At 65.4% G+C, this 26,951-nt stretch carries 26 protein-coding genes and 1 tRNA gene; 6 read left to right on the top strand and 21 right to left on the bottom strand.

Annotated elements, in window-relative coordinates; all coding sequences use genetic code 11:
* Positions 1 to 242: 242 nt before the first annotated feature.
* Genes mgrA through TFU_RS11350 form a run of 3 tightly spaced genes read left to right on the top strand, consistent with a single transcriptional unit; the run spans position 243 to position 4,434 of the window.
* Positions 243 to 1,325, top strand: coding sequence for an L-glyceraldehyde 3-phosphate reductase (gene mgrA, locus TFU_RS11360; RefSeq protein ID WP_011292716.1), 1,083 nt, complete (start codon positions 243 to 245; stop codon positions 1,323 to 1,325).
* A gap of 52 nt (positions 1,326 to 1,377) precedes the next feature.
* Positions 1,378 to 2,268, top strand: coding sequence for an ABC transporter permease (locus TFU_RS11355; protein ID WP_011292715.1), 891 nt, complete (start codon positions 1,378 to 1,380; stop codon positions 2,266 to 2,268).
* Positions 2,269 to 2,304: 36 nt separating this feature from the next.
* A complete protein-coding gene (locus TFU_RS11350; RefSeq protein ID WP_081430428.1) occupies positions 2,305 to 4,434 on the top strand; it encodes a dipeptide ABC transporter ATP-binding protein in 2,130 nt (709 codons plus the stop codon).
* Here TFU_RS11350 and TFU_RS11345 read toward each other — a convergent pair.
* From TFU_RS11345 to TFU_RS11335, 3 genes are all read right to left on the bottom strand, one after another.
* A complete protein-coding gene (locus TFU_RS11345) occupies positions 4,431 to 4,832 on the bottom strand; it encodes a hypothetical protein (RefSeq protein ID WP_011292713.1) in 402 nt (133 codons plus the stop codon). The two genes, TFU_RS11350 and TFU_RS11345, sit on opposite strands and share 4 nt — an antisense overlap.
* 15 nt (positions 4,833 to 4,847) lie before the next feature.
* Complete coding sequence (locus tag TFU_RS11340) at positions 4,848 to 6,131, bottom strand: hypothetical protein (RefSeq protein WP_041428142.1); 1,284 nt, start codon at positions 6,129 to 6,131, stop codon at positions 4,848 to 4,850.
* A gap of 152 nt (positions 6,132 to 6,283) precedes the next feature.
* Complete coding sequence (locus TFU_RS11335) at positions 6,284 to 7,117, bottom strand: MinD/ParA family ATP-binding protein (RefSeq protein ID WP_255266164.1); 834 nt, start codon at positions 7,115 to 7,117, stop codon at positions 6,284 to 6,286.
* Positions 7,118 to 7,586: 469 nt separating this feature from the next.
* Here TFU_RS11335 and TFU_RS11330 point away from each other — a divergent pair, with 469 nt between their 5' ends.
* From TFU_RS11330 to TFU_RS11320, 3 genes are read left to right on the top strand one after another with little or no spacing between them, the layout of a single operon-like run.
* The gene (locus tag TFU_RS11330; RefSeq protein WP_146088122.1) at positions 7,587 to 8,717 is read left to right on the top strand and encodes a hypothetical protein; all 1,131 of its coding nucleotides are present in this window, start codon (positions 7,587 to 7,589) and stop codon (positions 8,715 to 8,717) included.
* Positions 8,717 to 9,220, top strand: a complete 504-nt coding sequence (locus tag TFU_RS11325; protein WP_011292709.1) for a hypothetical protein — start codon at positions 8,717 to 8,719, stop codon at positions 9,218 to 9,220. Before TFU_RS11330 ends, TFU_RS11325 begins: the two co-directional genes overlap by 1 nt.
* Before the next feature lie 11 nt (positions 9,221 to 9,231).
* Positions 9,232 to 10,146 carry an FKBP-type peptidyl-prolyl cis-trans isomerase gene (locus TFU_RS11320; protein ID WP_155983551.1) on the top strand — a complete coding sequence of 305 codons (915 nt, stop codon included), beginning with the start codon at positions 9,232 to 9,234 and terminating at the stop codon, positions 10,144 to 10,146.
* Positions 10,147 to 10,211: 65 nt separating this feature from the next.
* Here TFU_RS11320 and TFU_RS11315 read toward each other — a convergent pair whose 3' ends face one another.
* The 18 genes from TFU_RS11315 to TFU_RS11235 form a co-directional block, all read right to left on the bottom strand.
* On the bottom strand, positions 10,212 to 10,988 hold the full coding sequence (locus TFU_RS11315; protein WP_011292707.1) for a hypothetical protein: 777 nt from the start codon (positions 10,986 to 10,988) through the stop codon (positions 10,212 to 10,214).
* A gap of 97 nt (positions 10,989 to 11,085) precedes the next feature.
* Entirely contained in the window at positions 11,086 to 11,754 is a 669-nt protein-coding gene (locus TFU_RS11310; protein WP_011292706.1) for a C40 family peptidase, read from the bottom strand.
* A gap of 35 nt (positions 11,755 to 11,789) precedes the next feature.
* Entirely contained in the window at positions 11,790 to 12,272 is a 483-nt protein-coding gene (locus TFU_RS16100; RefSeq protein WP_155983550.1) for a hypothetical protein, read from the bottom strand.
* A gap of 86 nt (positions 12,273 to 12,358) precedes the next feature.
* On the bottom strand, positions 12,359 to 13,429 hold the full coding sequence (locus TFU_RS16355) for an OmpA family protein (RefSeq protein ID WP_011292704.1): 1,071 nt from the start codon (positions 13,427 to 13,429) through the stop codon (positions 12,359 to 12,361).
* A gap of 130 nt (positions 13,430 to 13,559) precedes the next feature.
* Positions 13,560 to 14,264, bottom strand: coding sequence for a pilus assembly protein TadG-related protein (locus TFU_RS15870; RefSeq protein WP_011292703.1), 705 nt, complete (start codon positions 14,262 to 14,264; stop codon positions 13,560 to 13,562).
* 14 nt (positions 14,265 to 14,278) lie between these two features.
* Positions 14,279 to 14,542, bottom strand: coding sequence for a hypothetical protein (locus TFU_RS11295; RefSeq protein ID WP_011292702.1), 264 nt, complete (start codon positions 14,540 to 14,542; stop codon positions 14,279 to 14,281).
* 129 nt (positions 14,543 to 14,671) lie between these two features.
* Entirely contained in the window at positions 14,672 to 15,325 is a 654-nt protein-coding gene (locus TFU_RS11290) for a response regulator (RefSeq protein WP_011292701.1), read from the bottom strand.
* Positions 15,326 to 15,349: 24 nt separating this feature from the next.
* On the bottom strand, positions 15,350 to 16,561 hold the full coding sequence (locus TFU_RS11285) for a sensor histidine kinase (protein ID WP_011292700.1): 1,212 nt from the start codon (positions 16,559 to 16,561) through the stop codon (positions 15,350 to 15,352).
* 4 nt (positions 16,562 to 16,565) lie between these two features.
* Positions 16,566 to 17,447, bottom strand: a complete 882-nt coding sequence (locus TFU_RS11280) for a type II secretion system F family protein (RefSeq protein WP_041428246.1) — start codon at positions 17,445 to 17,447, stop codon at positions 16,566 to 16,568.
* Positions 17,448 to 17,509: 62 nt separating this feature from the next.
* The gene (locus TFU_RS11275) at positions 17,510 to 18,442 is read right to left on the bottom strand and encodes a type II secretion system F family protein (protein WP_011292698.1); all 933 of its coding nucleotides are present in this window, start codon (positions 18,440 to 18,442) and stop codon (positions 17,510 to 17,512) included.
* Positions 18,439 to 19,779: a CpaF family protein gene (locus TFU_RS11270; protein ID WP_011292697.1), complete on the bottom strand. Its 1,341-nt coding sequence runs from the start codon at positions 19,777 to 19,779 to the stop codon at positions 18,439 to 18,441. Before TFU_RS11270 ends, TFU_RS11275 begins: the two co-directional genes overlap by 4 nt.
* Before the next feature lie 36 nt (positions 19,780 to 19,815).
* Complete coding sequence (locus tag TFU_RS11265) at positions 19,816 to 20,190, bottom strand: TadE family protein (protein ID WP_011292696.1); 375 nt, start codon at positions 20,188 to 20,190, stop codon at positions 19,816 to 19,818.
* Between the two features lie 5 nt (positions 20,191 to 20,195).
* Positions 20,196 to 21,809 carry an AAA family ATPase gene (locus TFU_RS11260; RefSeq protein ID WP_011292695.1) on the bottom strand — a complete coding sequence of 538 codons (1,614 nt, stop codon included), beginning with the start codon at positions 21,807 to 21,809 and terminating at the stop codon, positions 20,196 to 20,198.
* A gap of 44 nt (positions 21,810 to 21,853) precedes the next feature.
* Positions 21,854 to 22,630: a Flp pilus assembly protein CpaB gene (cpaB, locus tag TFU_RS11255; protein WP_011292694.1), complete on the bottom strand. Its 777-nt coding sequence runs from the start codon at positions 22,628 to 22,630 to the stop codon at positions 21,854 to 21,856.
* A 64-nt stretch (positions 22,631 to 22,694) separates the two neighbouring features.
* Positions 22,695 to 23,780 (bottom strand): hypothetical protein, encoded by a 1,086-nt coding sequence (locus TFU_RS11250; RefSeq protein ID WP_011292693.1) that lies wholly within the window; start codon positions 23,778 to 23,780, stop codon positions 22,695 to 22,697.
* A 661-nt stretch (positions 23,781 to 24,441) separates the two neighbouring features.
* A tRNA-His gene (locus TFU_RS11245) sits at positions 24,442 to 24,514 on the bottom strand.
* Positions 24,515 to 24,587: 73 nt separating this feature from the next.
* Complete coding sequence (gene orn / locus TFU_RS11240) at positions 24,588 to 25,229, bottom strand: oligoribonuclease (protein WP_011292692.1); 642 nt, start codon at positions 25,227 to 25,229, stop codon at positions 24,588 to 24,590.
* Positions 25,230 to 25,326: 97 nt separating this feature from the next.
* Positions 25,327 to 26,946 carry a DUF2510 domain-containing protein gene (locus TFU_RS11235; protein ID WP_049754968.1) on the bottom strand — a complete coding sequence of 540 codons (1,620 nt, stop codon included), beginning with the start codon at positions 26,944 to 26,946 and terminating at the stop codon, positions 25,327 to 25,329.
* Positions 26,947 to 26,951 lie beyond the last annotated feature (5 nt).

The raw sequence follows: 26,951 nt of genomic DNA, 5'->3' as shown, positions 1-26,951 counted from the left end.
TGCCGCGGCCCCCGCAGGGGGCGGGGCCCACCCGAAGCCGCCCCGCCCCCCTGCGGGAAACACCACCGGCCCGCCAACCCCTGCCGCCTCGCCCGCCGCCCCAGGGACACCACCCCTGGCTCCCGGACGCACTACCCCGCAGGCCCCGCCTCGGTCAAGCCCACCCCAAACACTCCTCGAAAGGCCCCAACCCTGCGGGAACGGGGTATCCAGCACAACCCCGACATGGCAGGATCGTCCCCATGGTGCATAGAGGCGACATTCCCCGAAACGACGTTCCCCCCGCCGGCGTCTACCGCGCGGACCCGGAACGCTACAACGGCCGCATGCCCTACCGCAGGACCGGGCGCAGCGGACTTGACCTGCCCGCCATCTCCCTCGGCCTCTGGCACAACTTCGGCGACAACCGCCCGCTGGAAACCCAGCGCGCCATCCTGCGCCGCGCCTTCGACCTGGGCGTGACCCACTTCGACCTGGCCAACAACTACGGACCGCCGCCCGGCGCCGCCGAACTCAACTTCGGCCGCATCCTGCGGGAAGACTTCCGTCCCTACCGCGACGAACTCGTGATCTCCACCAAAGCCGGATGGGACATGTGGCCCGGCCCCTACGGCAGCGGCAGCTCCCGCAAATACCTCCTGGCCAGCCTCGACCAGTCCCTGGCCCGCCTAGGACTCGACCACGTCGACATCTTCTACAGCCACCGCTACGACCCCTCCACCCCCCTAGAGGAGACCATGGCGGCCCTCGACGCCGCAGTGCGCTCCGGCAAAGCCCTCTACGTAGGCATCTCCTCCTACTCTCCCCAGCACACCGTCGAAGCCGCGACCATCCTGCGGCAGATGGGCACCCCGCTGCTCATCCACCAACCCTCCTACTCCATGGTCAACCGGTGGATCGAAGACGACGGCCTCCTCGACACGCTGGAAGCCGAAGGAGTCGGCTGCATCGCCTTCTCCCCGCTAGCGCAAGGCATGCTCACCGACAAATACCTCAACGGCATCCCCGCCAACTCGCGGGCCGCCGCAGGCACCTCGCTCTCCCCGGACTGGCTCACCGAAGCCAACCTCGCCCGCATCCGCGCCCTCAACGACATTGCGGCCCGACGCGGCCAAAGCCTGGCCCAAATGGCGATCTCCTGGGTGCTGCGCGACCCCCGAGTCACCTCGGCACTCATCGGGGTGAGCAGCGTGCAGCAACTCGAGGAGAACATTGCCGCAGTGCACGCCCCGGAATTCACCGACGCGGAACTCGCCGAAATCGACCGGCACGCCACCGACCTCGGCGTCAACCTGTGGCAGAGGTCAAGCCGGCCCCGCACGTGACCGGACACCCGGCCGGCCAGGCCCGCCGGAACCCAGCGACCAAGGAGACACCATGCCCCCATCGGGCCCCGCCACCAGCGCGCCGCGGCCCCCCGCACCGCCCTCCGCCCGCTGGCCAGCCGGGCTCCGCCACCCCCGCATCCTGGTGGGAGCCGGGCTACTGATCCTGCTCACCCTGCTCGCCTGGCTCGGCCCGCTCGCCGCACCATGGGGCTTCACCGAACGCGACTACACAAGCTTCCTGCAACCACCCTCCGCACGCCACTGGTTCGGAACCGACGGCAGCGGCCGAGACCTGTACGTCATCACCCTGGTCGGCCTCCGCAAATCCCTCCTCATCGGACTGCTCGTCGCCGTCCTCACCACCGCGCTCGCCGCCGTAGTCGGCGCCATCACCGGATACTTCCCCGGCCTCCCCGACCGCCTCCTCACCTGGCTCACCGACCTCGCCCTCGTCGTACCACCCCTCCTCGTCCTCGCTGTCCTCTTCCCCATCGTCGACAAAGGCGGCTGGGTAGCCCTGATCCTGCTGCTCGCCGCGTTCGGCTGGATGGTCACCGCCCGCATGGTCCGCGCCGCCACCCGCTCCCTGCGGCACCACGAATACATCCGCGCCGCCCGCTACCTGGGTGCCTCCCCCACCACGATCATCATCCGCCACCTGCTGCCCAACCTGTCCGGCCTGCTCGTCGCAGACGTCACCGTCAACGTCAGCGCCGCGATCCTCGCCGAGACCGGACTGTCCTACGTCGGACTCGGCGTCCAACCCCCCGACGTGTCCCTCGGCACCCTGATCGCCCACGGCACCCGGTACGCCACCACCCACCCGTGGATGTTCGGCTTCTGCACGGGGCTGCTCGTCCTCCTCGTCACCGCCGTGCACCTCCTCGGCGAAGGACTCCGCGACGCCCTCACCCGCGGCATCCCCGTCCACCGCGCCTGACCACGCCCCGTCCCCGCCAGCCGTCCACCACCTAGGATGCACACCGTGACTGGAACCGAGACTCACCCCGGGCCGGCGTCCTCCCCCCACACCACCAGACCGCACCCCGCAGTCGAACCCGTGCTGTGCGTCGACAACCTCCACGTCACCTTCCCCGCCACACCGCACAGCCAGCCCGTCCCCGCGGTACGCGGCCTCAGCTACCAGCTCCACCGCGGAGAAATCCTCGGTATCGTCGGCGAGTCCGGGTCCGGAAAAACAGCGGCCCTCCTCGCCGTGCTCGGCCTCCTCCCCGACCGCACGCGCATCACCGGATCCATCCGACTCCACGGGCGAGAACTCCTCGGCCTCACCGAACGGGAACTCGCCGCGATCCGCGGAGCCACTGTCGCCACCGTGTCCCAAGACCCGCTAGCCGCCCTCACCCCCGTCCACACCGTCGGCTTCCACCTGGCAGAAGCCCTCCGCCTCCACCAGCCCCGACTCTCCCGCGCCCAAGTCAAAGACCGCATAGTCGCCCTCCTCCGCCGGGTCGGCATCCCCGACGCGGAACGCCTCCCCGACGCCTACCCCCACGAACTCTCCGGCGGAATGCGTCAACGCGTCATGATCGCCATGGCGATCGCCAACAACCCCGACGTCATCCTCTGCGACGAACCCACCACAGCACTCGACCCCACCGTCCAAATCCAGATCCTCGACCTCCTCGCCACCATCCGCCGCGATACCGGCGCTGCCATCGTCCTCGTCACCCACGATCTCGGCGTTGTCGCGGAAATCGCCGACCGCGTTCTCGTCATGTACGCCGGACAGCCCGTAGAAACGGGAACCGTGGCAGAGGTGTACCGGCATCCCCGCACGCCCTACACCATGGGCCTCCTCGCCGCCCTGCCCCGCGTCGACACCACCGACCCCGCGCCTCCCGCGCCCATCAGCGGCACCGCGCCCCCACCCACCGCCCCGCCCCGCGGGTGCCCCTTCGCACCGCGCTGCCCCATCGCACTCCCCGCATGCACGGCTGAACCCCCCGCCCTGCAACCGGTGGACCCCACCGCACCCGCCGGCCACCGTGCAGCCTGCCACCGCCTTGCCGACATCACCGCCCACCAGTGGACCGCGGCCGACCTCTACCCCCAGCCCGCACCCGCGTCCCCGACCCGGCCGCCCCGAGACCAGCGGTCCACCGTGCTCGCTGTCGACAGCCTCGTCAAACACCACCCGCTGTACCGGGGCAGCCTTTTCCGCCGCCGGGCCGGGGCGATCCACGCCCTCGACGGGGTCAGCTTCGACCTCCGCGAACACGAAACCCTGGCCCTCGTCGGCGAGTCAGGAGCAGGAAAATCCACCCTTCTCACGGAAATCCTCGAACTCGCCCGCCCCGCCCACGGCCGGATCACCGTCCTCGGCCACGACACGGCCACCCTCACCCCGCAACAGCGGTTCGCGCTCCGCCGCGACCTCCAAGTGGTCTTCCAAGACTCCTCGTCCGCCCTCGACCCGCGGATGACCGTCGCCCAAATCGTGGCGGAACCCTTGCAGATCCACCGCTACCCGCGCCGCGACATCCCCCACCGCGTGCGCGAAGTCCTCTCCCTCGTCGGCCTCGACAGCTCCTTCACCCAGCGCCGCCCCGCCCAGCTTTCCGGTGGCGAACGCCAACGAGTCGGCATCGCCCGAGCCCTCGCCCTCAACCCGAAACTGCTGCTGCTGGACGAACCCGTATCAGCGCTCGACGTCTCCGTGCAGGCAGGCATCCTCGCCCTGCTCACAGAACTCCAAGCCCGCCTGGGACTGTCCTGCCTGCTCGTCACCCACGACCTGGCGGTCGTCCGCCACGTCGCCGACCGGGTCGCCGTCATGCACCTGGGGGTGATCGTCGAAATCGGCGCCACCGAACCGGTCCTCACCGCGCCCCGCCACCCCTACACCCAGGCGCTCCTGTCTGCCCTTCCCGTCCCCGACCCGGACGCGGCACACCGCAACCGCACCGTGCTCTCCGGAGACCTGCCCAGCCCTGCCGACCCGCCGGTGGGCTGCCGGTTCCAGACCCGCTGCCCCAAATTCCGCACCCTCACCGACGCGGAGCGGCGTATCTGCACCAGCCAGCCGCCCCCGCTGCGGCCACTCGGCGACACCGACCACCAGGTCGCCTGCCACCACGGTTAACCGCCAAGACGCGATCCAGGGGAAGGCCGCAGCGCCCGCCCCAACTGCCACCCGGCTACCGCACCGGCCAGCGACAACACCGTGGTGACCAGGAAGCCACCCCAGTCGGTAGCAGGCTGGAGCCCCGCAAGCACAGCATTAGCGACAAGAGCAGCCACCGGCCCGCCCAGGGACGCCACAGCATCCCGGCCCCAACGGTCCCGGTGCGGACCACGGTGCGCCAGCGCCGCCACCGCGGCAGCGAGCAGCGCGCACAAGAAACCGGAAGAGCCGTACCACAGCACCACCCCGTCGAACGAGGACAACTGTTCAACCGAGGCAGTGTGCACGATCACGCCCGCCGCCACCGTGGTGCAGACCAGCCACGCCACCACACCGACCAGCCAACAGACCACCATGACCACACATCTCCTTCAGGAACAGGCTTCGTAGGGGATATAGGAGCGGACGCCGTCCGTGGGAGCGCCCAGATATTCGGCGCCGGTGACGTGCAACGATTCGTCACCCCACGTGCCGCCCAACCCCAGGCTCACCCCGAGCTTGACGCTGCCGCTCACCTCGTGGATGTTGTCGGAGCTGCCGTAATGCACCCGCGACGTGCGCCCCTCGGTGAAAAGCCACCGTTCGAACGGACCCGCATCGTCCGCCAGCTCGGTGGGGGCCAGAGCATCCCACGTCAGCGGAAGCACCCGGCCGTAGGCGAGCCAGCCCATCCACTCCTCGGCCATGGCGCGCTCCGCCGCGGTCTCCACTGCCAGCTCGGTAGTGGTCACCGTGACCCGGTCCCCGCTCGCCGCGACCTGGGTCAGCGTGAGCTGCGTGATCTGCCCCGCGCGGTCTCTCGTGACCGTCAAGGTGCCTGAGCGCTCCCCGCTCGGTGTCCAGCCACCGACCACCCAGTCCGCGCCGATGCTCGCCGTACCGCCGAGCGAATACGTGGTGGAGACACTGCCATCCCGTCGGTCCGTGGACTGGCTGAGCGCCGCCGTCACCCCGATCGCGCCCTCCACTTGGAGCTTCGGGTTGATCCCCCACTCCTCAACGCCACCGTGGCCTCCGTCTCCGCCCTTCTGGCGTTCGTTGCCGAAACCAGCCCCGGCGGAGCTGTCCACACCGAGCTCGCCTTCCCACCCCTCCCGCACAATGTCCGGCTCGGGAATGTCAGGACCCCACACCAACTCAGCCACCCACCCGGCGAGCGGGCTGACGCTTCTGGTGAAGTCGATCCGCTGCCGGGTCCGCAGGTCGTCCATGAACTGTGCGGCCTCTTCCGGGCTGCTGAACACCCAGGTGCTGCCGTTAGGCAGGCTCAAACCGGCCCCCACGTTGATCTCCGCGCCGAGCTGGAACGCTTTCGTCACGTTGAGACTGGCGCCCGCCCCCAGCGAAGCCTCCAGTTTCTCGGTGTCCACCAGCGTCACATGGGTTTCCCCGGTGGAGAACGACTCTTGGATGAACGAGAACTGGGTGCCGAAGGTGATCACCACCTCAACCTGGTATCCCGCAATGTCCGTCTGCCGACTGAGCAGGCAGCGCTCGGGTTCGTACTCGGCGTCAGCAGCCTCCTCGACACTCCCGGACAGTCCGTCACAGTCATCGAGCTGCAGGATCACGCAGACAGCACGGGCAGCTCCGTCAGCGACCGGCTGGGGGAGCACGAACGCCACCACGACGGCCACGGCGGCGCAGACAAGCACCAGAACGGCGACGTATTCGACAAAAGCGCCACCGCGGTCACTTCGAGGCCAGCAGCACATGGCAGCGCACTGTAGGAAACAGTGCACCGGGGCGGATAGCAGCCCAGGCCCTAATTTCCCGTGGGCCCGCAGGCCCACCGCCCGGGGAGCGGTCAGCGGAAGACCGCGGCAACCTCAGCAGCCAATTCCAGATAGGCCAGGTGGGTGGCGGGACGCAGCCGGGCAAGGTCAACCGGCCCGCCCTCCTCCAAATGGGGGTCCTCGGGGATGCGCAGCACACGCCGGCAGCGGTCCGAAAAATGCCGCTCCAACTGGTCGAGGTCGATACTGGGGGACTTCGCCACCCGGGACAGCACGGTGACACAGGAGCGGGCAAGCGCCGCATACCCGTTGGTTTCCAACCAGTCCACCGTGGCCAAGGCGGAACGTGCCCCGTCCACCGAAGTGGGGCAGACCACGATGACCTGGTCGGCCAGGTCCAAAATCGCCCGCATCGCGGGATGCAGCATGCCAGTGCCGCAGTCGGTGATGCAGATGGAGTAGAAGCGCTCCACAATCCGGGCGAGATGACGGTAGTCGCCGTCGCTCAGAGCCGGATACCCCTCCGGATCAGTCCCCGAAGCGAGAAACTCCAACCGGGACGGCGCCTGCCCCGTAAAAGCGCGCACATCCGAGTACCTTTTCACGGTTTCCCGGCGAGCCAGCAGGTCACGGGCATGGCGCTGCGGGCGCAGGGGAGTGGGCAGCCGGTCCAGCAGCGTGCCCCCATGGGGGGCAGCATCCACCGCGATCACCCGGTCACCACGCTCTTCAGCGAGCACAGCACCGAGTCCGACCGCTGTCGTGGTCTTGCCGACCCCGCCCTTCATGCTGAGTACGACGATCCGGTGGTGGTCGCTCACCGCAGGACCGCGCACAAGGGCGCACAACTCCCGGCGGTGCCGCTCCGCCCGGGACTCACCCGGATTGATGAGGCCCCGGCTCACGGTGAACAAGGCACGCCGCCACCCTTCGCGGGGCGGACGCCGCACAGGGCGCAGCAGCGACTCAGAAGTCAGATCCGCGGACGTTCCCGGGCGCGGCACATCCGCGGGATGCTGGCGGGCGTGGGCGTACCGGTGGCCGTCGGCTGGCTCCGGTCGGGATGAAAAAGCAGGAGGCACGGTGCAGCGCTTTCTGCCACCGCGGCTCACGGCCGCGAACCTTAGTTAAGGGAACGCGCTCGCATTTTACGCATTCCGATCGTTGAAGCACAGATCTGCAGTGGCCGTAAGAGTTGGGCCCTCGGTCCTAGCCGCCCTCGGGATCCCCGGGAATTACTTAGGACCAGCCGGGAAGGAATTGATGCCTGGGGCTCTAGCTGCCCGACCATTTTCCTGCCTACGATCTCGCCGTTCCACGAACCTGTGCCGCAGGCAGGATTGGGCCGTTCCGATAACGCGAGGTGATCGCACCGTGCGCTTGAGACCGCCGCCTCCGCAAGAGGACACCGGCGCTGGATATGTAGAGTACGGCGGGGTCGTGGCGCTGATCGCGGTGATTGCCACCGTGCTCTTTTTTGCGTGGGGAGGAATTGCGGCCACGGTCCGCGACGGAGCAACCGGGGCAGTGTGCCGGATCCTTGATTCAGCGGACTGCGAGACCGAGACAGCGGGACACACGACGTCCGGAAGTGAGGCGCCGCTCTACTCAACGGTTCAAGCCAACGGTCCCGGCGCGGGCATCACCCCGCTCCAGGATTCCCCGCCACAGGACTGCGCCCCCGGCGGACTGGGGGTAGACCACGACCGCCGGGACACGGCTCGGGACGCCCGGAGGGCGGACAACGACCGCGAGCGGCGCAACGGCAGTCCAGAGGAAACCACAGGCACCTGCGGGCCTTCCCCCCACCAGCCCAGCGGTTTAGGCGACCCAGTACCGGGCGAACAGGCCCCGGTCCCTGAGCCTCCCGCCTGGGAGCCAGTCGATGAAGGAGCCGGGGAATGGGGGTCGGAAGACTCCCTCGCCAGCCAAGCAAAGGCGCGCTTGATGCGCGCACTGGCGGAGAGCGCCGCCAATGCGATGGCCGGAAAGTGGCCGAACGCCTCCCGCAACCTGCTGCATTTCCTTAGCAACAGCGGCGAACCCTTGGAACAGGACGTGGACCAGATGCTGAATGACGTCCCACAATTCCGTGATGAGGTCGACACCACGCTAGAGAACCTCGCGGCTACCGCTATCGCCCAGGCCCAAGCCGAAGGGGTTGACGGTCCCGTCACTTTTCCTGTCAACACCGCGTGGACAGGTTTCTACATCTCCCCCTCGTACTCGCGAGACTGGTTCTTTGCGCTGGGGGGAATCCAGTACAACGTCACAGGACAGATCACCGTCTATCCTCCGAGTGAACCCGGCGGTGAATGGCGTTACGAGAGCAGGACCCGGGTCAATATCCGCGACCAGTACAACTGGGATGGCGGAAAAAGCACCCAGATCGGACCCTTTACCGTGAGCGACGAGACTTTGGCTGAGATGCACCGGGTCGGGATTGCCCGGGAGTACCTGGCCTACGGGCAGTCCCAGGAAGAGATTCGGGAAGGAACCTTCTGATGAAACGCACGGTCCTGCAGGCGACGCTTGCCGCCTGCGTCGTGCTCGCCGCCACCGCCTGCGGAAGTGACGAGGGCAGCGGAGCAACGGACAGGGGAGGGCAGGTGGAGCAGAGCCCGACCAGTACCCCGGAGGCCTCCGCGGAGGCGTTCCACGAGTTCTCCGGAGTGCATCTGCCTGACGGAGCCGAAAACCCGGAGATCACGGTGGAACTCGACGACCGGGGAAGCCCGGTCTACTGGGTCTCCTTCGGCGGCCCGCGAGCCGCAGCTGACCAGCTCTGCGAACAGGTCGGCAACTACCTGATCCAAGCGCGAGGAGTGAGCGACGAACAGGCAGAAACGTTGCGTATCCCCGAATCCGACCTTGCAGCCGCCAACGAACCCGTCTGGGGATGCTCTGCCGTCATCCAGTCCACCGGAGCCGACATCGAAGCCGTGGTCTTGCCGATGGACGACGACACTGCCCGGGTCTACCTGCGCGCCGAGGCGTTCCGCACATGAGGGGAGGCCCCGTGGCCGCTCGTGGTGTCTTCCGCTCAGCCCTCCTGTTGCCGCTCTCCGCGCTGCTGCTGGCCACGGCCTGTGCCGGGGAGGGCGGTGAACTCCCGGAAGTAACCGGGGATTTCGGGAGCGAGCCCCGCGTCGTGTTCACTGGGCCGCTCCCCGCAGAACCGCAATACCAGACCATCCTGCCCGGCAAAGGACTGCCAGCAGGCAAGGATGCGCTGCTCGTGGTGCGGATGGCGCAGTACGTGTGGAACGGCTCCCAGGGGGTCGGCGAACCGGTCTTCTCCAACTTCTCGGACGGGGCGGACGTGCTGCTCACCGTCGACGACCTCGGTGCAGGCGAACTTTTCGACGATGCCGGACCAGGATGGGAGCAAGGCAGCCGGACCGTGCTGTCCCTGCCGGAGGATCCGTCGGCAGGCCAGGAGACTGCAGCGGCCACCGCTTATGTCATCGACGTCGTCGACCACTATGTGGCAGGCGAAACAGTTCCCGGAGAGCAGGAGGAAACCACCGAGCCGCCACTGGGAATCGACGTCTCCAACCACCGGCATCCGCGGGTCGTATCGCCGACTACCCCTCCCCCGGAACAACTGGAGAAAATCACCTTGATCGAAGGTGAAGGTGATCCGGTCCAGGAAGGCGACCGGGTGGTGATCCAGTTCGCGGGAGTGGCCTGGCACAGCGGCGAAGTGTTCGACAGCACGTGGGAGTGGAACGGCCGTCCCAGCGCCTACACCGTCGGTATCGGCCAGCTCATCCCCGGATTAGATGAGGCTCTTCCCGGCACTCCCACCGGGAGTCGGATCCTTGTCGTGGTCCCACCGCAGCTCGCCTTCGGCAGCAGAGGAAACCCGGAGATCGGCATCCCTGAAGAAGAGACCGTCATCTACACCATCGACATTCTGGGCCGCCACTGAACAGGTTGCTCCGCAAGATGCGGGAAACCCGCCCGGCTGACGCTGCAGAGGGGTGGGGCGGTGAACTACCCCTCTGCTTCCCAAGGCAGCTCTCCACTGCTGAATTCGTAGCAGGGGGCCTCGTGCATGGGCACCGGCTCCGGATAGGTGACGCCTCCGTCAGTGCTTTCAGCACAGCGCCACGGATAGTAGGCTCCGCTGTCCGGGTCGAACCGGTGGAAGAATTTCACGTATCTTTCAGCCCAATCAGGGTTGTCATCTCCGAGATAGCCCACGATTTCTACGGATCCGTCACCGTCGAGGTCCGCGGTTTCCACGTCGCGCTGTCCAGCGGTGAGCGGGCCGGTGAGGCTGAACTGGGTGACGCTTTCCGGAAGGTCGGGGCGCATCCAGGAGATCTGCTGGAGCCCGGCCACCCCGCGGTATTTGGTCAGCAGCAGGAACGTGCCGTCTTCTGCGATAGTCCAACTGTCGTCGAAGTCAGCGGGAGGCAGTGGGACGAACCCGGTGGGGGGTTCGTTCAGGTTGCTGGCGACGAGTTCGTCGTCCTCGTCTAGCAGGAAGATCCGAGTGGTGTGGGTTGCCCCGGTCACCGGGTGCGGCTCCAGTTCTGCTGCGGCGATCAGCGCACGCACGGGCGTGTCCTGGTAGGTCAGCCCAGAAACCGTGTGAACGTCGGGCGAACAGCTAGTGCAGCCCAGCTCACGGACGAGCTGCGCCTCGGCGGAAAGGGGCTCGCTGGAGGGTGCTGCAGCCGGGGCGCTGGAAGAAACACACCCGGTCCCAGAGATGAGCAGCACCGCGGCAGCGGCAACAGCGGTGCGGCGCTGAAGGGAGAACATCACCGTCCCTGACCGTGCGGGTGGGCTGTTGCAGGAAACGCGCCACACAAACCGGATAGTGGGCGCGGCGTACCGAGAAGCCTGAGAAGAGGCATGATCACCCGGACCGCTGGGGGACCCGTGCTGCGCTCACCCAGCGGGACTCCCAGTAAGGGTTGCCGAATACCTGGGTGACGTTGACCGGGTTTCCAGCGTGCACCATTTTGCCGTCGCCAATGTACATGCCGACGTGGGTCGGGGGTGGGTAGTTGCTCATGGTGTGGAAGAAGATCAGGTCACCCGGTTGAAGCTGGTCTCTGCTCACCGGCGGTAGAGCAGCCCGCTGTTCCCAGGTGGTCCGGGGGATTTGTACGCCTGCGGCTCGCCAGGCTCCTTGAACCAGCCCGGAACAGTCGTATCCGTGCGGCCCGGTGCCGCCCCACACATACGGCAGACCCTGTTTGGACAGGGCCCATTCGATAGCGACCCGGGCGTCTCCTTCACCGATGACGGGGCCGTTGTAGTAGCCGATGGGGAAGGTGAAGACGTACTCTTCGGGTTCTTCCGGCCGCTGGATCTCCGTCCACGTCTCACCCCCGCACTCGGGTCCGTCAACGAGACAGACCATTTCGCGAACGTTGTCGTGGAGCACTTCCCCGACCGGGGATTGGAGGACAGCGGTGATGACCCCCACCGCGACCAGGGTGACCACCCCCATCTCCACGAAGGAGGAGCCGCGGTCGTCTCTGGCCGAGGAACGGGGAGGAGTGGCAGGTGATCTCACCACCGGAGAGCTCCTTTAGCAGCAGGATTCAGCGGAAATCAGCTAATAGGAACGTCTTTGACCGGATGGAAACCGGGGATTTCGATAGTGACTTTTTTGGTTTCTTCAGGGATTTGATAAGAGGCCCAGTAGGTGCTTCTTCCTCCCGGATCTGTTCGCAGAACAAAGGAAGCAACAGTGTGGTCTGCGCCAGCGCAGAGACATCCCTTCTCTGAGTCAATATATGTATTGAATCTAATTCCCCGTTCTTCATCAATGAGAACCAGTCCGTTGCCAGAGGCTCCTGAAGGATAGGAGTAGACAGAATTTTTGAATTCGTGGAGCCAGATTTCTGTTTTGCTGTTGTTGTAAAGCGTCCATACGAGCGAGGTGTACTGACCTGTGGCAGATCGTTTGAGTTCATTGATTTCGATGCGGGCGCCTTCCCACGCTGAGTGTGTGGCTGTTGTTGAACCAATAGAGGGAAGACTTTCTGAAGAAGGAGCAGTCTCTATAGAGTCCTGGGCGTGAGCGGAAGGCATAGCTAGCACTAGAGCGGTGGTGAGTAAACCGGTAGCCAGGCAGAGACAGAGAGCGTGTTCTGGACAGTTTCTTCACGGTTTCCTCACTATTTGGAGAAAGTGATGGTGACGCGCCGGTTTTTCGCCCGTCCCTCTTCGGTTCCATTGTCGGCGACTGGGTCAGCAGAGCCATGTCCAGCCACTTCAAAGGTGATGCCATCCCGGGTGATGAGCTCTTTGAGTCTCTTCTCCACTGCCTTGGCGCGATCCAGAGAAAGAGGGTTGTTAATGGCATCGTTTCCCGTGTTATCGGTGTGACCATCGATTTTTACGGTGGTGGTGGAAGAGGCGTCGATCTCTTCGGCAACAGCCCGTAGCGTCTCATCAGCAGCATCAGTCAGAGTGGACTCATTCAGATCAAAGAGCACATCCGAGGACAGCATGATGCTGGTCGTATCGCCCGTCTCGCTTCGAGAGCTACTTCCGTCAATGTCGTCCTGGAATGCCCAGAAGTCGAGAATCCGCGGTTCGGCAACGGGCGTGTTCACAATATCAGGATCGGGAGACGCCGCTTCGGTAATAGGAATATCTAGAAAATCTGGGGTAACGGGGGTCATTACCGTCATGAGTTCAACATCTTCGGGGGGAGCAGGGTAGGCTGCCCAGATATCGATGCTCTCTCCAGGAGAAAGATCCTTTTGTCCCGACCAGTCAGAGCAATGGCAGGTTTTCCCATCAGTCAGCTTAAGCGGCATGTGCCGCTTATTGTTTTGCATATCGATGAGAGAAACCCCGTTAGGAGTGGTGGGTTCTGCATTGGGGTCACCAAACTCGGCGAGTGTATAGAATATATACGTATTCTCCCGACCGATGTTGGTGATGCCTAGATTCAACACTAAAATCTCTGGGCTATGCCGTTCCAGAGAATAGATGTCGAAGCGGAGATTTCTTCCTCCCACTGCCGCGTTGGCGAGTGCAGTAGCGATGGGAGAGCGGCCGTCCCCGTTGCCGGAAGTGTCGCTTCCTCCGTCGGATTCAACATCTCCTGTGCTCTGCTCAGGATTGGTCGAGCTGTCCGGGCTGGAGACACAGGAAGAAAGCAGAACCGTGCTCAGCGCCGCTGCCAGTAGAAGGCAGGATGCGCGGAGGAAACCAGACGTAGCGATCAGTCGGTTCACGGGACGGCCTTCCAATCAAGGGCAGAACGATTGATCAGATGATTAGATTATCCAACGATGCCGGGGATCGGGACTATGCGAATGATGGGTACGGAAAACTATCGAGGATGAAGAGGCAAGATGAAGATCCTTAAGGCTGAGGATCTTCATCTTCCTCATCATCCGAGTCGGCTACACCGAAAGGCTTGTAGAGATACTGTCCTTCCTTGGATACAAGGCGGATGTCAATGAGCTGACGGGCGTGCTGCTCGCTCTGGATCATCTGTCCTTCACAGGAGACGCCGATGATCTGGTGGCTGGCTCCGAAGACGTAGTTGCAGTCGGGAATGACCATTTCCGCGATGGCTGCAGCGTTGCCGATATGGACAAGCCCTTCCTCGTCCTCTGGTTCGGTCCCGTCACAGACGGAGTCTGACCAGCCCCTGCTTCGATCCTCTAAAAGCTCCTTGCGGCAGTTCGCACCGCGGATCTCGACCCGGACAAAGTTGCCGACCTGGCCCATATGGTTGTCACTGGCCCGGATGTCTTCCAGGATTGCTCCGTTCTTTTGAGCATATTTCTCCGCTTGGGCTCGGCCACGTGCGGGATCGTAGAGTCGGTAATACGGGATCTGCCGCCTGGCTAGCATCGCAGCGGCGTTGTCTCGCGCGACCGTAACTGCGGCTAGCGCTGCAGCATCCGCTGCAGTCTGGGCTCGACTACGTAACTGATGAGCATCGCCGAGGCGGATAAAGAGCAGCATTAGCGCTAACAGAGACAACATCATGCCGATGAGCAAGAGCAGGCTCGCCTGCCCTTGCTCATCGGCCGATGGAGACTTGAGAGTGAGCCTCATGGAACTGCGGAGAACTACTGAGGGAGGGGTGGTTCAGCCGGGGTTGCAGTGCCGCTGCCCGTACCAAAGATTTGATCTAGCGCTTTGTTGACAGCCGTCTGGACCGCGTTGCCGATGGGGTTGTTGGTGATCAGAAGGGTCGCGATCGCGGCCACCAGGACGAGGACACCCGCGTACTCCACGAATCCGGCGCCTCGATCATCGCGCCGCTTCATGAGGTTGAGGTGGTTGGCAAAGGCCATCCGGGCCTTGACGTAGAGAGAAAGGATCGGCGTCACTGTGGGAACTCCTTTGTCGGACGTTCCTTGGGGCTGTTGTTGACGGTCACTAATGTAGAGAGTGGGCCATTGGGTGCCTAGAGCCCGCGGGCCTAAATATCAGGTCCCAAGAAGGCCCAGGTCCGCGCGTCAAGGTCTGGGACCTGCATGGCCGTTCCACCGGGCGATCGCCGCTGCTCGGGTACGCACCCCCAACTTCCGAAAAATTCGGTTGATGTGGTTTTTCACGGTTTTTTCGGAAAGGAAGAGTTCTTTCGCGATCTCAGCATTGGACAGACCACGCGCCGCTGCTTCAAGCACTTCAGCTTCCCGTTCGGTGAGGCCTAACGCCGCAGGGGCGACTGGGACCGGAGTAGGGGGAGCGGCACGCAGCGAGGAGACCAAAGCCGTCGCAGCCACTGGGGAGAGCGGACTCCCAGTGCCGTGCACTACTTCACGCAGTGCCCGGTTCAACTCGTCTAGCGTGAAGTTGCCGTGCACGAGATAGCCGGAGGCGCCGCGGCGCAGCGACGTCTGGATCACCTGCGGGTCTTCGGTGTGGGTGAGCATGACGACTTTGGTGAACTCGGCGAGTTCTTCCACCACGCTGACCCCGTCGCGTACCGGCATGCGCACGTCGAGCAGGACGACGTCGGGCCGGAGCTCTTGGGCTTTCGTCACAGCCTCGGCGCCGTCGCTCGCCTCGCCGACCACCTGAATGTCGTCGGAGGCCTCCAGCAGAGCGACCAGGCCTGCACGCACGACAATGTTGTCGTCCACCGTGAGAACGGTGATCGGGGACATGACGAGGACCTCCTCCAAAAGGGGTTACTGGGACAGGTCGCTGTTCTCGCAGGACGGCGCCAGCGGGAGTCTCACGGTGAGGGTGGTCCCTTCTCCTGGGGTTGAGTCGATGACGAGGTGACCTCCCGCGCGGATCGCGCGTTCCTGCATCCCAACCAGCCCGTAGTGGCCAGGGGCGGGCACCTCGGGGTCGAAACCCTGACCGTCGTCGTGGATCGTCATGACCAGGTGGCTTGCCTCAGCGGTCAGCTCCACGGTGACGGTGGCAGCGTGGGCGTGCCGGTGGACGTTCGTGAGCGCCTCCCGCAGTATCGCAATGGCTTCATGACGTGCAGTCACCATCAACGGCAGGGGAGAGTCGCAAGATCGCAGCTGGGTGCGCACCCCGGTCCGAGCAGACCACTCCCGCAACACTTCGGCTATCTGGTCTGCGATCGGAGTGTCGGAAGTTTCCTCACGCAGGTCGGAGATGAGTTGCCGGGCTTCGCGCGCCGCGGTCTCTGCGGCTTTCACCACCTGGGCCGCGGTGGCCTCGGCGCGTTCCGGATCCTTGCGCAACCACACCGGGAGGGCTTGGGCAGCGAGTGCGGCGCCGTGCAGGGTTTTCGCCACCGAATCGTGCATGTCCCGAGCTAGCCGGGCGCGCTCTTCTGCTGCTGCGGCGGCGCGTTCAGCTGCGCGACGCCGCTCTTGCTCCGCGGCCAGCTCTTCGAACAGGCCGCGGAGCCGCAGCCCGATGTATCCAGCGGTCGGATAGAGCAGCGGCTGGATGACGATGGCCTGGACGGTGACCCACAGCGTCACCGTTGGCGTGGACAAGCCGCCCAGGTAGGTGAACAAGGCGGCGAGATAGCCGAGGATCTGCAGTGCAGAGATTCCCGCCACACCCCGGACCCCGTAGAGCACCCCTGCGGTGGCGCTGGTGAGCACGGTGGCGAGGAAGAAGGCTCCCGACAGGCCGGACATGGCCAGGATCGCTGAAGAGACCAGAATGTCGGCGACGGTCAGCACCGGGTAGCGCACGACGTGGGCGGAAAACCGCCCCCAGTAGCGGGACAGGAGCCAGGACAATACCGCGTAGCTGATCAGGGCGAGGGCAACACCAGCGGAGATCTGCTGCGGGGGGAGGAGCAGCAGAGCGACGCCGGTGAGGAGGAACCGCAGTTGGATGAGGAGCCGAGCGAGCGCGGCTAACCGTTCCCGTGGGGTTTCTTTCTGATCTGCTGCGGTGCCCATGGCATCACCCGAAGATGGCGGAGAGGTCTACTTCAGAGCCGAGGAGCATGCCACCGCCGATGATGAGCAGCAGACCAGGCAGCATGGTGGCGGCGGTTACCGCGGTGACTCTGGGGTTGAGATGCTGCGCTTTGCGCCGCAGGAATTGGGCGTCTTCGCGGCGCATGTCGGTGCTGAGCGCGTGCAGGGTCTGGGAGAGTGGGGCTCCCAGCTCTTCAGCCTGCTGCAGCGCGGTGATGAAACGGCCCAGGGCCTCGTTGGAGTTGCGTTCCCGCAGTGCGGCGAAAGCGTCCCGCCTACTGGTGCCGAGTTCCATCTGGCGCAGCGCCAGTTGGAACTCCGAAGCCAGCACCCCCGGCATGGCGTCAGCCACGCGGGCCAGAGCTTGACGGAACGAGAGCCCGGCACTCACCGTGACGGCAAGGACGTCCAGGAAATCGGGCAGCTGCTTTTGAATCTCTTCCTGGCGTTTGCGCTTCTCGGAGTAGAGCGAGAGGTCGGTGAGCGTGCCGAAGGCCAGGACGACGAGGGCCAGAGTGGTCGAGCCTTGAAGGAACAGGAAAACAGCGAGGGTGCCGTAGAGCAGCACTTCACCGGCTTTGCGTTGCGCATAGCGGCGTACAGTGAGGCCTTCGGGGCGGCCAGCCGCATCGATCCGCGCCTGGATTTTCGCCTGCTGTTCTTCACCGAGCCATTCCAGGAGTGTGGTGGCGAACGGCCGTCCGATCAGTTCGGTGATGCGGTGCAGGATGAAGGTTTCGTCGGACTTCTTCTTTTTCGGCGCTGCGGTGATGAAGTCGCTCGTGACCTCGCTTGTCCGGGTCATCAAATGGAAACCCCACGTGAACAAGACCACGCAGAGCGCACCGGAGAGGCCTAGCAGCAGGCTTGTCGAGGGGTCAGCGCGATGGACATGGGGTCGGGCTCCGTGTGTGGGTGGGGGCGAGCTTAGAAGTCGATACGGGACATGCGGCGGATCACTACGAACCCGATGGTGAAGAGGGTCAGGGCGGCCCCCAGGACAACGAGGCCGGCGAAGCTTTCCGTCATTCGGGCGACAGTGCCGGGCATGAGCGCGTTGAGCAGGAACAGCGAGCCCACGCCCATGAGGAGCAGCGTCCACGCTGTACTGGTGGTCTCGCTGAGGATGGTGCGGACCTCGCGCCGGGTCTCCTTGCGGTTCTCCAGGGTTTCGGAGATGTTGCGGAGCGCAGTGACGAGAGCACCACCGGACCGAGCCGACACCAGCAAAGTGGAGATCAGCACCCCGATCTCCCGGGACGGCATGCGCTTCCTCAAATCGTTGAGGGCTTCTTCAAAGGGTTGGCCGACTTTGATCGACTCCGCGACGTGCCGTAGCTCTGCTCCGGCCGGGTCGGCGAGTTCGTCGGCAGCCATGTCGATCGCGGTGGGGAGCGCGAGACCCGCTTGGGTGGCGTTGGACAGCACCCGGGCGAGTTCGGGAAGCTGCGCGGTGAACGCTTCCCGGCGTTTCTCTTCCTGCCGGTTGAGATAGGCGAGGAACAGGTAGCCCACGAGGGCGGCGGCACACAAGCCCAAAAGCGGAGCGAGGACGTGCCAGACGATGACGATCGCGGCGACAGCGCAGGCCGCCACCAGCAGGGCGAAGGAGGAGACCTTCATCTGCACGCCTGCCCGGTCCAGGCGGGTTCGGATCTGGCGGCCCAGCTCGGTGCGGCGCAGCCGAACGTCGAGGCGGGCCATCGGGCTGTTGGCGCGCCGCTCCACTTCGGCGAGCACGCTGCGTGCTGCCAGCATGCGGCGCTGCGCCACCCCGTCCAGGAAGACGACGACACCCCACACCGCGATGACCAGCGTGATGATCGTGATGAGCAGGATGAGCAGGGGATAGTGGTTCACAGTGCGCCTCCGGAGAAGGGGGAGCCGTGGTCGGCGGGGCGGCGGATCCCGAAGGTGGCCGGGATGCTTTCCCCAGCGGTGTAGAGCCGTTCGGCGATGTGCCGGGGCAGCGGGAAGTGGTGGAATTCTCCGGTGACTCGGCGCTGGGCTTCGTAGCGGTCCGCGTGGAATCTCAGGAGCGGTTCCAACCGGAATTCCTCGTGCCTTCGGGAGGCCACCACCGACACTTCGGCGACCCGCCGTGAGCCGTCCGGGTAGCGGGACAGGTGCACGATCACGTCGATGGCCGCGTTGATCTGGTCGCGCAACGCCTCGAAGGGGATCTTGACTTCGCTCATGGACGCCAGGGTCAGGAGGCGGTGCACGGCGTCGTCCGCGGAGTTGGCGTGCACGGTGGCTAGGGACCCGTCGTGACCGGTGTTCATCGCCTGCAGCATGTCGAGGGTTTCCGCGCCGCGGACCTCGCCGACGATGATGCGGTCCGGTCGCATACGCAGCGAGTTGCGGACGAGGTCGCGGATGGTGACGGCTCCTTGGCCTTCGATGTTGGGGGGACGTGCTTCCAGGCGCAGCACGTGCTCCTGCTGGAGCTGGAGTTCCGCGGAGTCTTCGATGGTGATGATGCGTTCGTGGGAGGGCACGAACGCGGAGAGTGCGTTGAGGAACGTGGTTTTTCCGGTGCCGGTACCCCCCGAGATGATCACGTTGAACCGGGCGCGGATCATGGAGGCCAGCAGGATGCCGGTCGCTTCGTCAAGGCTGCCCATAGAGATGAGCTGTTCAATGGTGAACGGCTTGGGGAAGCGACGGATGGTGACGATCGGCCCCGACAGCGACAGCGGCGGAATGATCACGTTGACGCGTTCCCCGGTGGGGAGGCGTGCGTCAACCATAGGGCTGGATTCGTCGACACGGCGGTTGACCGTGGAAACGATGCGGTCGATGGTCTGGTAGAGCTGTTCTTCGCTGGCGAATGTGGTCTCGATCCGCTGGACCCGGCCGTTGCGTTCTATGAAGATGTTGTCCGGGCCGTTGACCATGATCTCGGTGATGCTCTCGTCGGCGAGCAACGGTTCGAGCACTCCGAGCCCCAGGGCCTCGTCCACGACCCGGCGGATCATGTTGGCGCGCTCCCGGTCGGAGAGCACAGGGCCTTCCCGGGAGAGCAGGTGCCCGACGACCTTCTCCAAGCGGATGCGGCGCTGCTCCATGCTGAGCATGGCCAGGTCGTCGAGGTTGATCTCGGAGAGCAGACGTTTTCGCCAGTGGGCGACGCTGCCCCGGTCCGAGTGCTGGGCGGAGAGGCGGCCTTCGTTGAGCCGGTCTTTCAGAGCCATGAGTCGTACCTGTGCAGAACGGGCGGTGCGGGAACGTTAGAAAGCCATGTCCACGCGGCGGACCACGGTGTATTCGAGACCCCCGATGGGGAAGACCACGGGGATGCTGAACTCCACTTCGGCGTAGACACCGCGGTCGTCGGTGCGGCCGGTGCGGATCTTGGCGTCGTCCATCCAGTCGGGGAGCGCCTGCCGGGCTTCCGTTGCCCCGCTGATCAGCCCGGTGCGTTCTACCGCCCGGGCGCCGATCCGCGCCGCGTTCTCCGCCTGCTCCACGGCAACGAACAGGGCGAACACTTCGAACACTACGGTCGCCACCAAGAGGAACAGCGGCAGGTAGACGGCGAACTCCACGAGCTGGGAGCCGCGGTCGTCACGGCGGGGGCGGCGGAAACGGGAGGGCAGGAGCACCGGGGTCACCTTTCCGGAAAGACCATGGAACGGCTGCTGATCTCCCACGGGCTGTCCAGCCCGGGCAGGACCATCGGCATAGCGATCGTCACTTCGACATATTCCCGGCCTTCCACGGTGATCCGCTCGAGATGGAAAGTTCCCTCCTCGTCCCAGGGGGAACGCACCCGCCGCGTGGCCTCCTCCAGGATCAGCTCCGGGTCGTCCGGGGTGATCGCTGCTTGGCGGGCGCCTTCGTTGGCCGCGTGCGCGGCGTACATTCCCGTCAGACCGATCAGCACGAGCTGCCAGGTGAGCAGGAACGCGAGACCGAGAAGCGGGATGAGCGCGGCGAATTCCACCATGGAGGCGCCGGTGTCGCTGCGGCCGTGGAATTGACGGCTGCGGGCCAGCATCGCTTCGGCGGCATCCGCGGTGCTCGTGACCCCGGTGGGAGGCTCCGCAGCGGACTCTTCAGCGGATTCCAGGAGGCCCAGTTCTCTGGCGATCTTCCCGAACGCTTTGAGCAGGCTCTCGTCAGTGAGTCGGGAAGGGTCGCCGGTGTTGGACGCTTCTTCCAAAGCCCGGTAGGCGGCGGGGATGACTGTGCGCAGCATGGGAGCGCGCAGCAGTTTGCGAGCGAACTCGGGTTGGATCTCGTTTTTACGGCTGTGCCGGACGAGCAGCGAAGTCACGTTCTTGGGGTCGCGGACTTGGAGCCGTTCCCACATCGCGATGAGCCGCTGCGCGGCGCGGAGGGCCGGAAGGTCGGGAGTGATGAGGATGAGCGCGGTGTCGGACAGTTCCACGGCCACCGCGGTGGCGTCGTCGACAGCGGAGCCGCAGTCCACGATCACCATGTCGTAGCGGGATCGCAGGGCGCCGAGGATCTGCCGGGCGGCGTGCGCGGTGACGTCTTCCCCGTTTTCGCCGTGGACGGGGGCGAGCAGGATGTGAGGGCCGTCGGGGTGCACGTAGACGGTTTCGGCGAGCATCGCGGCGCTGATGTCGTCGGCGGCGTCAACGAGGTCGACGATGCTGCGACGGTGTTTGAGGTCGTAGTAGCCGGGGATGTCGCCGGACTGGAGGTCGAGGTCGACGAGGCAGACCGCCTGGCCGTTCCTGGCCGCGATCCGGGCGAGGTGGATCGCTGTCGTGGTGGTGCCCACCCCGCCTTTGGCGCCGGTCAGGCTGATGATCCGGCCGCGCCGCCCCCCGATAGGAAGGTCCAGGGACGCTGCTTCCAGGTGGCGGCGCAGGGTCCGGGACCATTCGGCTGCGCTGGAGACACGGGTTTCGAGTTCTTCGATTGTGGCGTCGCTGTGCAGCAGGCCGCGCGCCCCCGCCTCGACCGCGCTGGTGAAGAGGTCGGGGGACATCTCGTCGGAGACGAGGATGACCGCGAGTTGGGGACGGTTGCGGGAGATGTCACGGATGAGGTCGAGCACCGGCAGGGGACCGAGGTCCTCGTGGATCAGGACGACGTCGAGTGAGGGGAAGTGGGTGAGCGCGTCCGTGATGTCGTGGGAGGAGCGGTAGACGCTCACCACTTCAATGTCGCTGATCTCCGCGAGCCGTGCGAGAAGGGCGTTCTCCAGGTCGTCGCTGGGAACACCGATCATGACCTGGTAGGCGTTCATCCGTTCTCACCTCTGGAGCGGTCGGGGCTGGGTGGTGCGCGCTATTAGTTGCCAGCCGGGCCGGTGGGGTTCTGCTCGTCGTCGTTGCGCTGCTGTTCGAGGGCAGCGAGCTGGTCGTCAGAGCAGAACTCCATGTCTCCTGGAGTGCCCGCTCCGCGTGCGCTGACCAGAGCCAGCCGGACCTTGGAGGCGAAGGATTCCGCGTAGGTGAGCTGCAGGGCTTGCTGGGGGGTCAACCGGAACGTGACAGGGACGACCGTGTTGGTTCCGCCGGTCTGCGCGTCGATCTGGGAGCCGATGTCACCGACGTCGAGGACTTCCACGTTGGTCAGCACTCGGATAGCGCAGGCGGGGGACTGTTCGTTGGCTTGGAAGGAGGCGTAGACGTCGACGCGGGACTGGCGGGACACCTTGCCGGCCACACCGGTCTCCGCGTTGATCATGATCGCGATTTCGCGCTCTCCGTTCTCCAGGGCGGGCGCTGGGATCACCATGCTTTTCTGCAGTAGTGTGCCGGCATGCAGGAAGGTGGCGGAGACGGGTTCACTGCCGGGCTGGCTGAGGGCCTCGTCTGCGCTGGCCAGGTCGGACAGGAAGAGGTCTTCGTCGAAGAATTTGGCGGGAACCTCGTAGGGTTCGACCATGTCTTCGGTGATCGGCTGGTAGGGGTCGACGTCCTGGGTGAGCCGAAGAACCGTCCGGTAGGTGCCGAGTTCCCGGTTGAGCGTGTTGACGTACGAGACGATCGTGAGGAACACGGCGATCGCGCCGAATGCGGCGACGATCATGAGCAGAACGCCGCGTCGTTGACGGGGGTTCATGACGCTCCGTTTCTAGTTCTGGCCAGTCGGTGTGGGCAGGAGGGCAGGAGTGGTCGCAGGCGCGTCACCGCGCCGGACGGTACTCGGGAAGTGAGCCGGGGGACGGGGGAGTCGGCGGTGCGGAGTGGGGATGGCGGCCGGTGGTTTCCGGGCGGACCGGTGGGCTCGGTCCAGTAGGGGGCCCGATCGGGGCGTGGTGGCCTGTCCCGGGGCCGGGGAGGTGCGGACCGGTCGGAGGGGGCGGGCCGGGAATCCGTGGGCCGGCAGGTGCCGGCGGCGGTGTCTGCGGACGCATGTGGGCATGGGGTGCGGCGGTGGGCCGTCGCGCCGGGGTCCGGTTGACCGCGCCGCAGAATCGGCAGTAGGAGCTGACGACTCGTTCCCGGCACCAGCCGCAGGCGGTAGAGCGCAGGGTCCGCACCGGGTGCGTCAACGCGTCCTGGTGGGCGCTGAAAACCACGAATTCCACGTATTTCGTGGTACCCCAATAGGTGGGGCCGAGCGGCTGTTCTGGCATTTCGTGGACTGCTGTCGCACCGATCACGGGAAGGAACTGCTGCTCAAACGCGGTTCGGTCAGCGTCCCTTCCTGCGGAAACAAGGATTTGCGTCGGGTTGAGCGGCCGGAACGGAATATTCTGCTCGGGGTTGGCCTTCTTGACGCGGCCTACGCGTTTGACGGGGGCGCAGAAGGCTAGGAAGACCACTCCTGGAGCAAAGGACCCCATGTGCTGTTTGACAGTGATGGGAATAGTCGAGAGATTAGCTACGCTGCGCAGCCAGCCTCCGGCGAGAACGTGGGCGGCGAGGGTGTCGCCTAGTTCCGCAATGAGCCCGGAAGGCAGGTAGGGGGCGAGGTAGGCCAGTTGGTCAGCGAGGAGCGACAGCGCGAGCGGGGAGACGTCCAAGGGGACCGCGGCGATGTGGTCGGTGCGTAGCGCGCCTCGGGCGAACCTGATCGCGCGTTCGGCGCGGCCGCTGCGCCAGCGCGGGTAGAGCGCAACGACTTTTCTGCCCTGGTTGACGTGGTGGAAGGCGAAATCGAGGAATTCGCCGGTTTGGGTGGCGAGATCGTCGCCGTCCAGGGAGAAACGTTGCGCTCGAGCATTACCGAGATGACCCGTGCTCGGTATGTCGGCGAGCAGGGCCACGACGCTTGTGGACCTCGAACGGCCGCTGGACAAGGTACAAGCTCCAAGAGAATGAGGCGCGTGGTTACGGGTGCCGTCGGTATTGGGGTGGTCGAACGCCCCGCGGGACTATCGTAACGAAGCGGGATCAGTCTCCCGAGGCTGATTCGATTAAGAACCGTTATTCACACCAAGCTCTACCGTGCGTTATGCGACCGAGAAAAAGCAAGTCCTGGAATGAGGCTTGGGGATAACCGGCCCTCTTCGGACACTTTGGTCCAGGTCGCGACGGTACCCGGAAAACAGCAGGCGAGAGGAGCTACGAACAGCCTGGTCGGGGATGAGCGCGGGGGAACCACGGCGCGCGCCACCAGCAGATCTCACGGCGAAGCCGACGCTGGATGCCTCCCGGCTGGGCACGCCTTTGCCGACGTGCGGCACACTCCGCCACTGGAAGGGACCGCCTGGCCGCACAGGGCCCGAGCCGCCTAGTCCTGGCGATGCCCCGAAAGACGCTGCTGCCCGCATGTGGCGGACACGGGGCCGTGCAGCGTGCTGCACGGGCTGGAGGACCCAGTCCTGAAAGCTCGGGGCAGTGCAGTGCCTGAGACAGCGGAAAAAAAGGGGGATACGCACAAGGCCCGGACTTTCCGCGGAAAGTCCGGGCCTTGTGCGTGATCAGGGTGAGTGACGGGATTTGAACCCGCGACAACCTGGACCACAACCAGGTGCTCTGCCAGCTGAGCTACACCCACCATGGGCGCGGTGCCGAACTGTGGTCGGCATCTGCGTTCAGCAGAATACTACCTGGTTTTTGGAGTACTCTGCTCACTCCTGTTCCGTGGGGGTTCCCACACTCACGTTGAACCCGTTGCCGCCAGCGATGATGTCAGCGGCGATGGCCTTGGCCGTGGCACTGTCCGGTCCAGGCGGGGGCACGAACGCGGCCGCGCGGAAGTAACGCAGTTCCCGGATGCTTTCGGTGATGTCGGCCAGCGCCCGGTGGCCGCCGTGCTTTTCCGGGCTGGCGAAGTACACCCGGGGATACCAGCGGCGCAGCAGTTCTTTGACGCTGGAGACGTCCACCATGCGGTAGTGCAGGTGCTCATCGACGCGGGGCATGTCCCGGGCGAGGAAAGCGCGGTCGGTCGCAATGGAGTTCCCGCACAGCGGGACCTTTTTCGGCTCGGGGATGTAGCGCCGGATGTGGTCCAAGACGAGCTGCTCGGCCTCGGCCAGAGTCACCCCGTTCTCGAGTTCCGCCAACAGCCCGGATGTGGTGTGCATCTGGGTGACGAACTCGCCCATCTGATCCAAGGCTTCCTGCGGCGGTTTGATCACTACATTGATGCCTTCATCGAGCTGGTTGAGTTCGCCGTCTGTGATGAGGCAGGCCACTTCGATCAACGCGTCTTTCTTCAGATCGAGACCTGTCATCTCACAGTCGATCCACACCAGGCTGTCGTTCATAAGAGACAGCTTAGAACTTTTCCCCAGTGTTCAGATGACGGGTGTGACTGCCCGTCCGCGCTCCCGTATGACCGGAAAGCGCGGACGGGGACGCGGGTCACAGGCCTACCAGGCTTGGCGGACCGAAGATCGCGACCATCAACGGGTTCTCTTGCAACCACAGGTAGGTGCAGATTCCGCTGACCAGCACGATGAGGATGAGGGTGATGCACCCGCAGCCGCAGCAGCCGCCCTTCTTTTTCTGCGGGGCAGGGGGAGGGGCCGGGTAGGGGCTGCCCTGGCCGGGGCCCCACGAGGGCTGCCCTGGAAGCGGAGGCCGTCCAGGCGTGCCCGGTGCCCCCGCGGTCGGCGAGGTGCCGCGGGCGTAGGGGGCCAAGGGAGGGCGCTGCGGTTGGCTGGGGGAGACCGCCGGAGGGTTGGGAGCGTTCCGCGGCGGGGTGCCCTTGCCGGGGGGTGCTGGGGGCGGGGCCGGGGGAGACTGCGGGTAAGCCCTTGCTCCGTGCTGGGCGCCGGTGGACGGCGCGTAGGGGTACTGCTGCGGTGAAGCGGGGTAGGGAGAGGGCTGGGCCGGCGGATAGCCGGGATTCGGCCCGGAAGGAGCGTAGCCCGGGTTCGGGCCAGACGGGGCATAACCGGGATTCGGTCCAGAGGGAGAGTGGCTGGGGTGTGCCCCCGACGGGGTACGGCCTGAGCCGGCCCCGGAACCCTCAGCGGGAGTGGGAGGAGCCCCTGGCCCGGGAGGGACCGGGGGCCACTGGGCCTGCCCTGCGTGCCGTTGCGCTTCTGCTGCCCGCTTCTTCTGCTCTTCCGCTTCCTGGGCAGCTCGCTCGGCACGCCGCTTGGCCTCCTCTTCTGCCTTGCGGCGCTGTTCCTCTTGGCGTTTCTTGCGCTCCTCGGCGAGCTCGGCGCGGTACTCCTGGATGCCTTCCTTCAGGTTGCCGAGAAGCTTGTTGAACTTGCTGCCTTTCTCCTCAGCGCCGTCCCCTACCGCTTCCTGGGCCAGCGCCGGGTCGTCCGGGTTGAGCACCGCGGTCTTGGGCGCATCTACAGGTCCGAGGACAGCGGTCTTGGGGATGTTATCCGAGCCGAGGACAGCGGTCTTGGGTGCATCATCCGCTTCCTCGGGGTCGAGGCGCATCGTGGCGTCGGCCTGGCTTGGGGTGTTGCCGAGGTTGATGGTGGCCTGGTCTGCGGGGGAGTCCCCGAGGTTGATGGTGGCCTGGTCTGCGGGGGAGCTCCCGAGGTTGATGGTGGCCTGGTCGGCGTCAGGTTCAGGGCTGGGGGACGTTGCCGGGTCGAGGCGCATCGTGGCGTCGGCCTGGCTTGGGGTGTTGCCGAGGTTGATGGTGGCCTGGTCTGCGGGGGAGTCCCCGAGGTTGACAGTGGTCTGGTCCGCGCTGTCACCCGCAGGAGAGTTCGGGGTGAGGTCGGCGGTGGGGTCGTTGTCCGGGGAGGGGGCGGCCGCGGGGTCGAGGCGCACGGTGGCGTCAACGGGTGATGGGCCGCCGCTCAGATCAATGGTCTCTTCAGACGAGGCCCCTTGGTCCGCCCCGGTCGTGTGTTGAGTAGCCGCCGATTCTTCGGCGGCGTGCTGTTCTGAGGTGAACTCGGACAGCGGGCGGACGTGGTGTGTCCACTCACTGCCGTTCCACCAACGGAGCTGGCCCGGAGCCCCTTCAGGGTCTGCGTACCAGCCTGGCTCGATCGATCCACCCATGGGCG

Source organism: Thermobifida fusca YX, assembly GCF_000012405.1.
Lineage (GTDB): Bacteria > Actinomycetota > Actinomycetes > Streptosporangiales > Streptosporangiaceae > Thermobifida > Thermobifida fusca.
The sequence above is the reverse complement of the archived record's forward strand: the minus strand, read 5'-3'. Positions and strand labels throughout refer to the sequence as shown.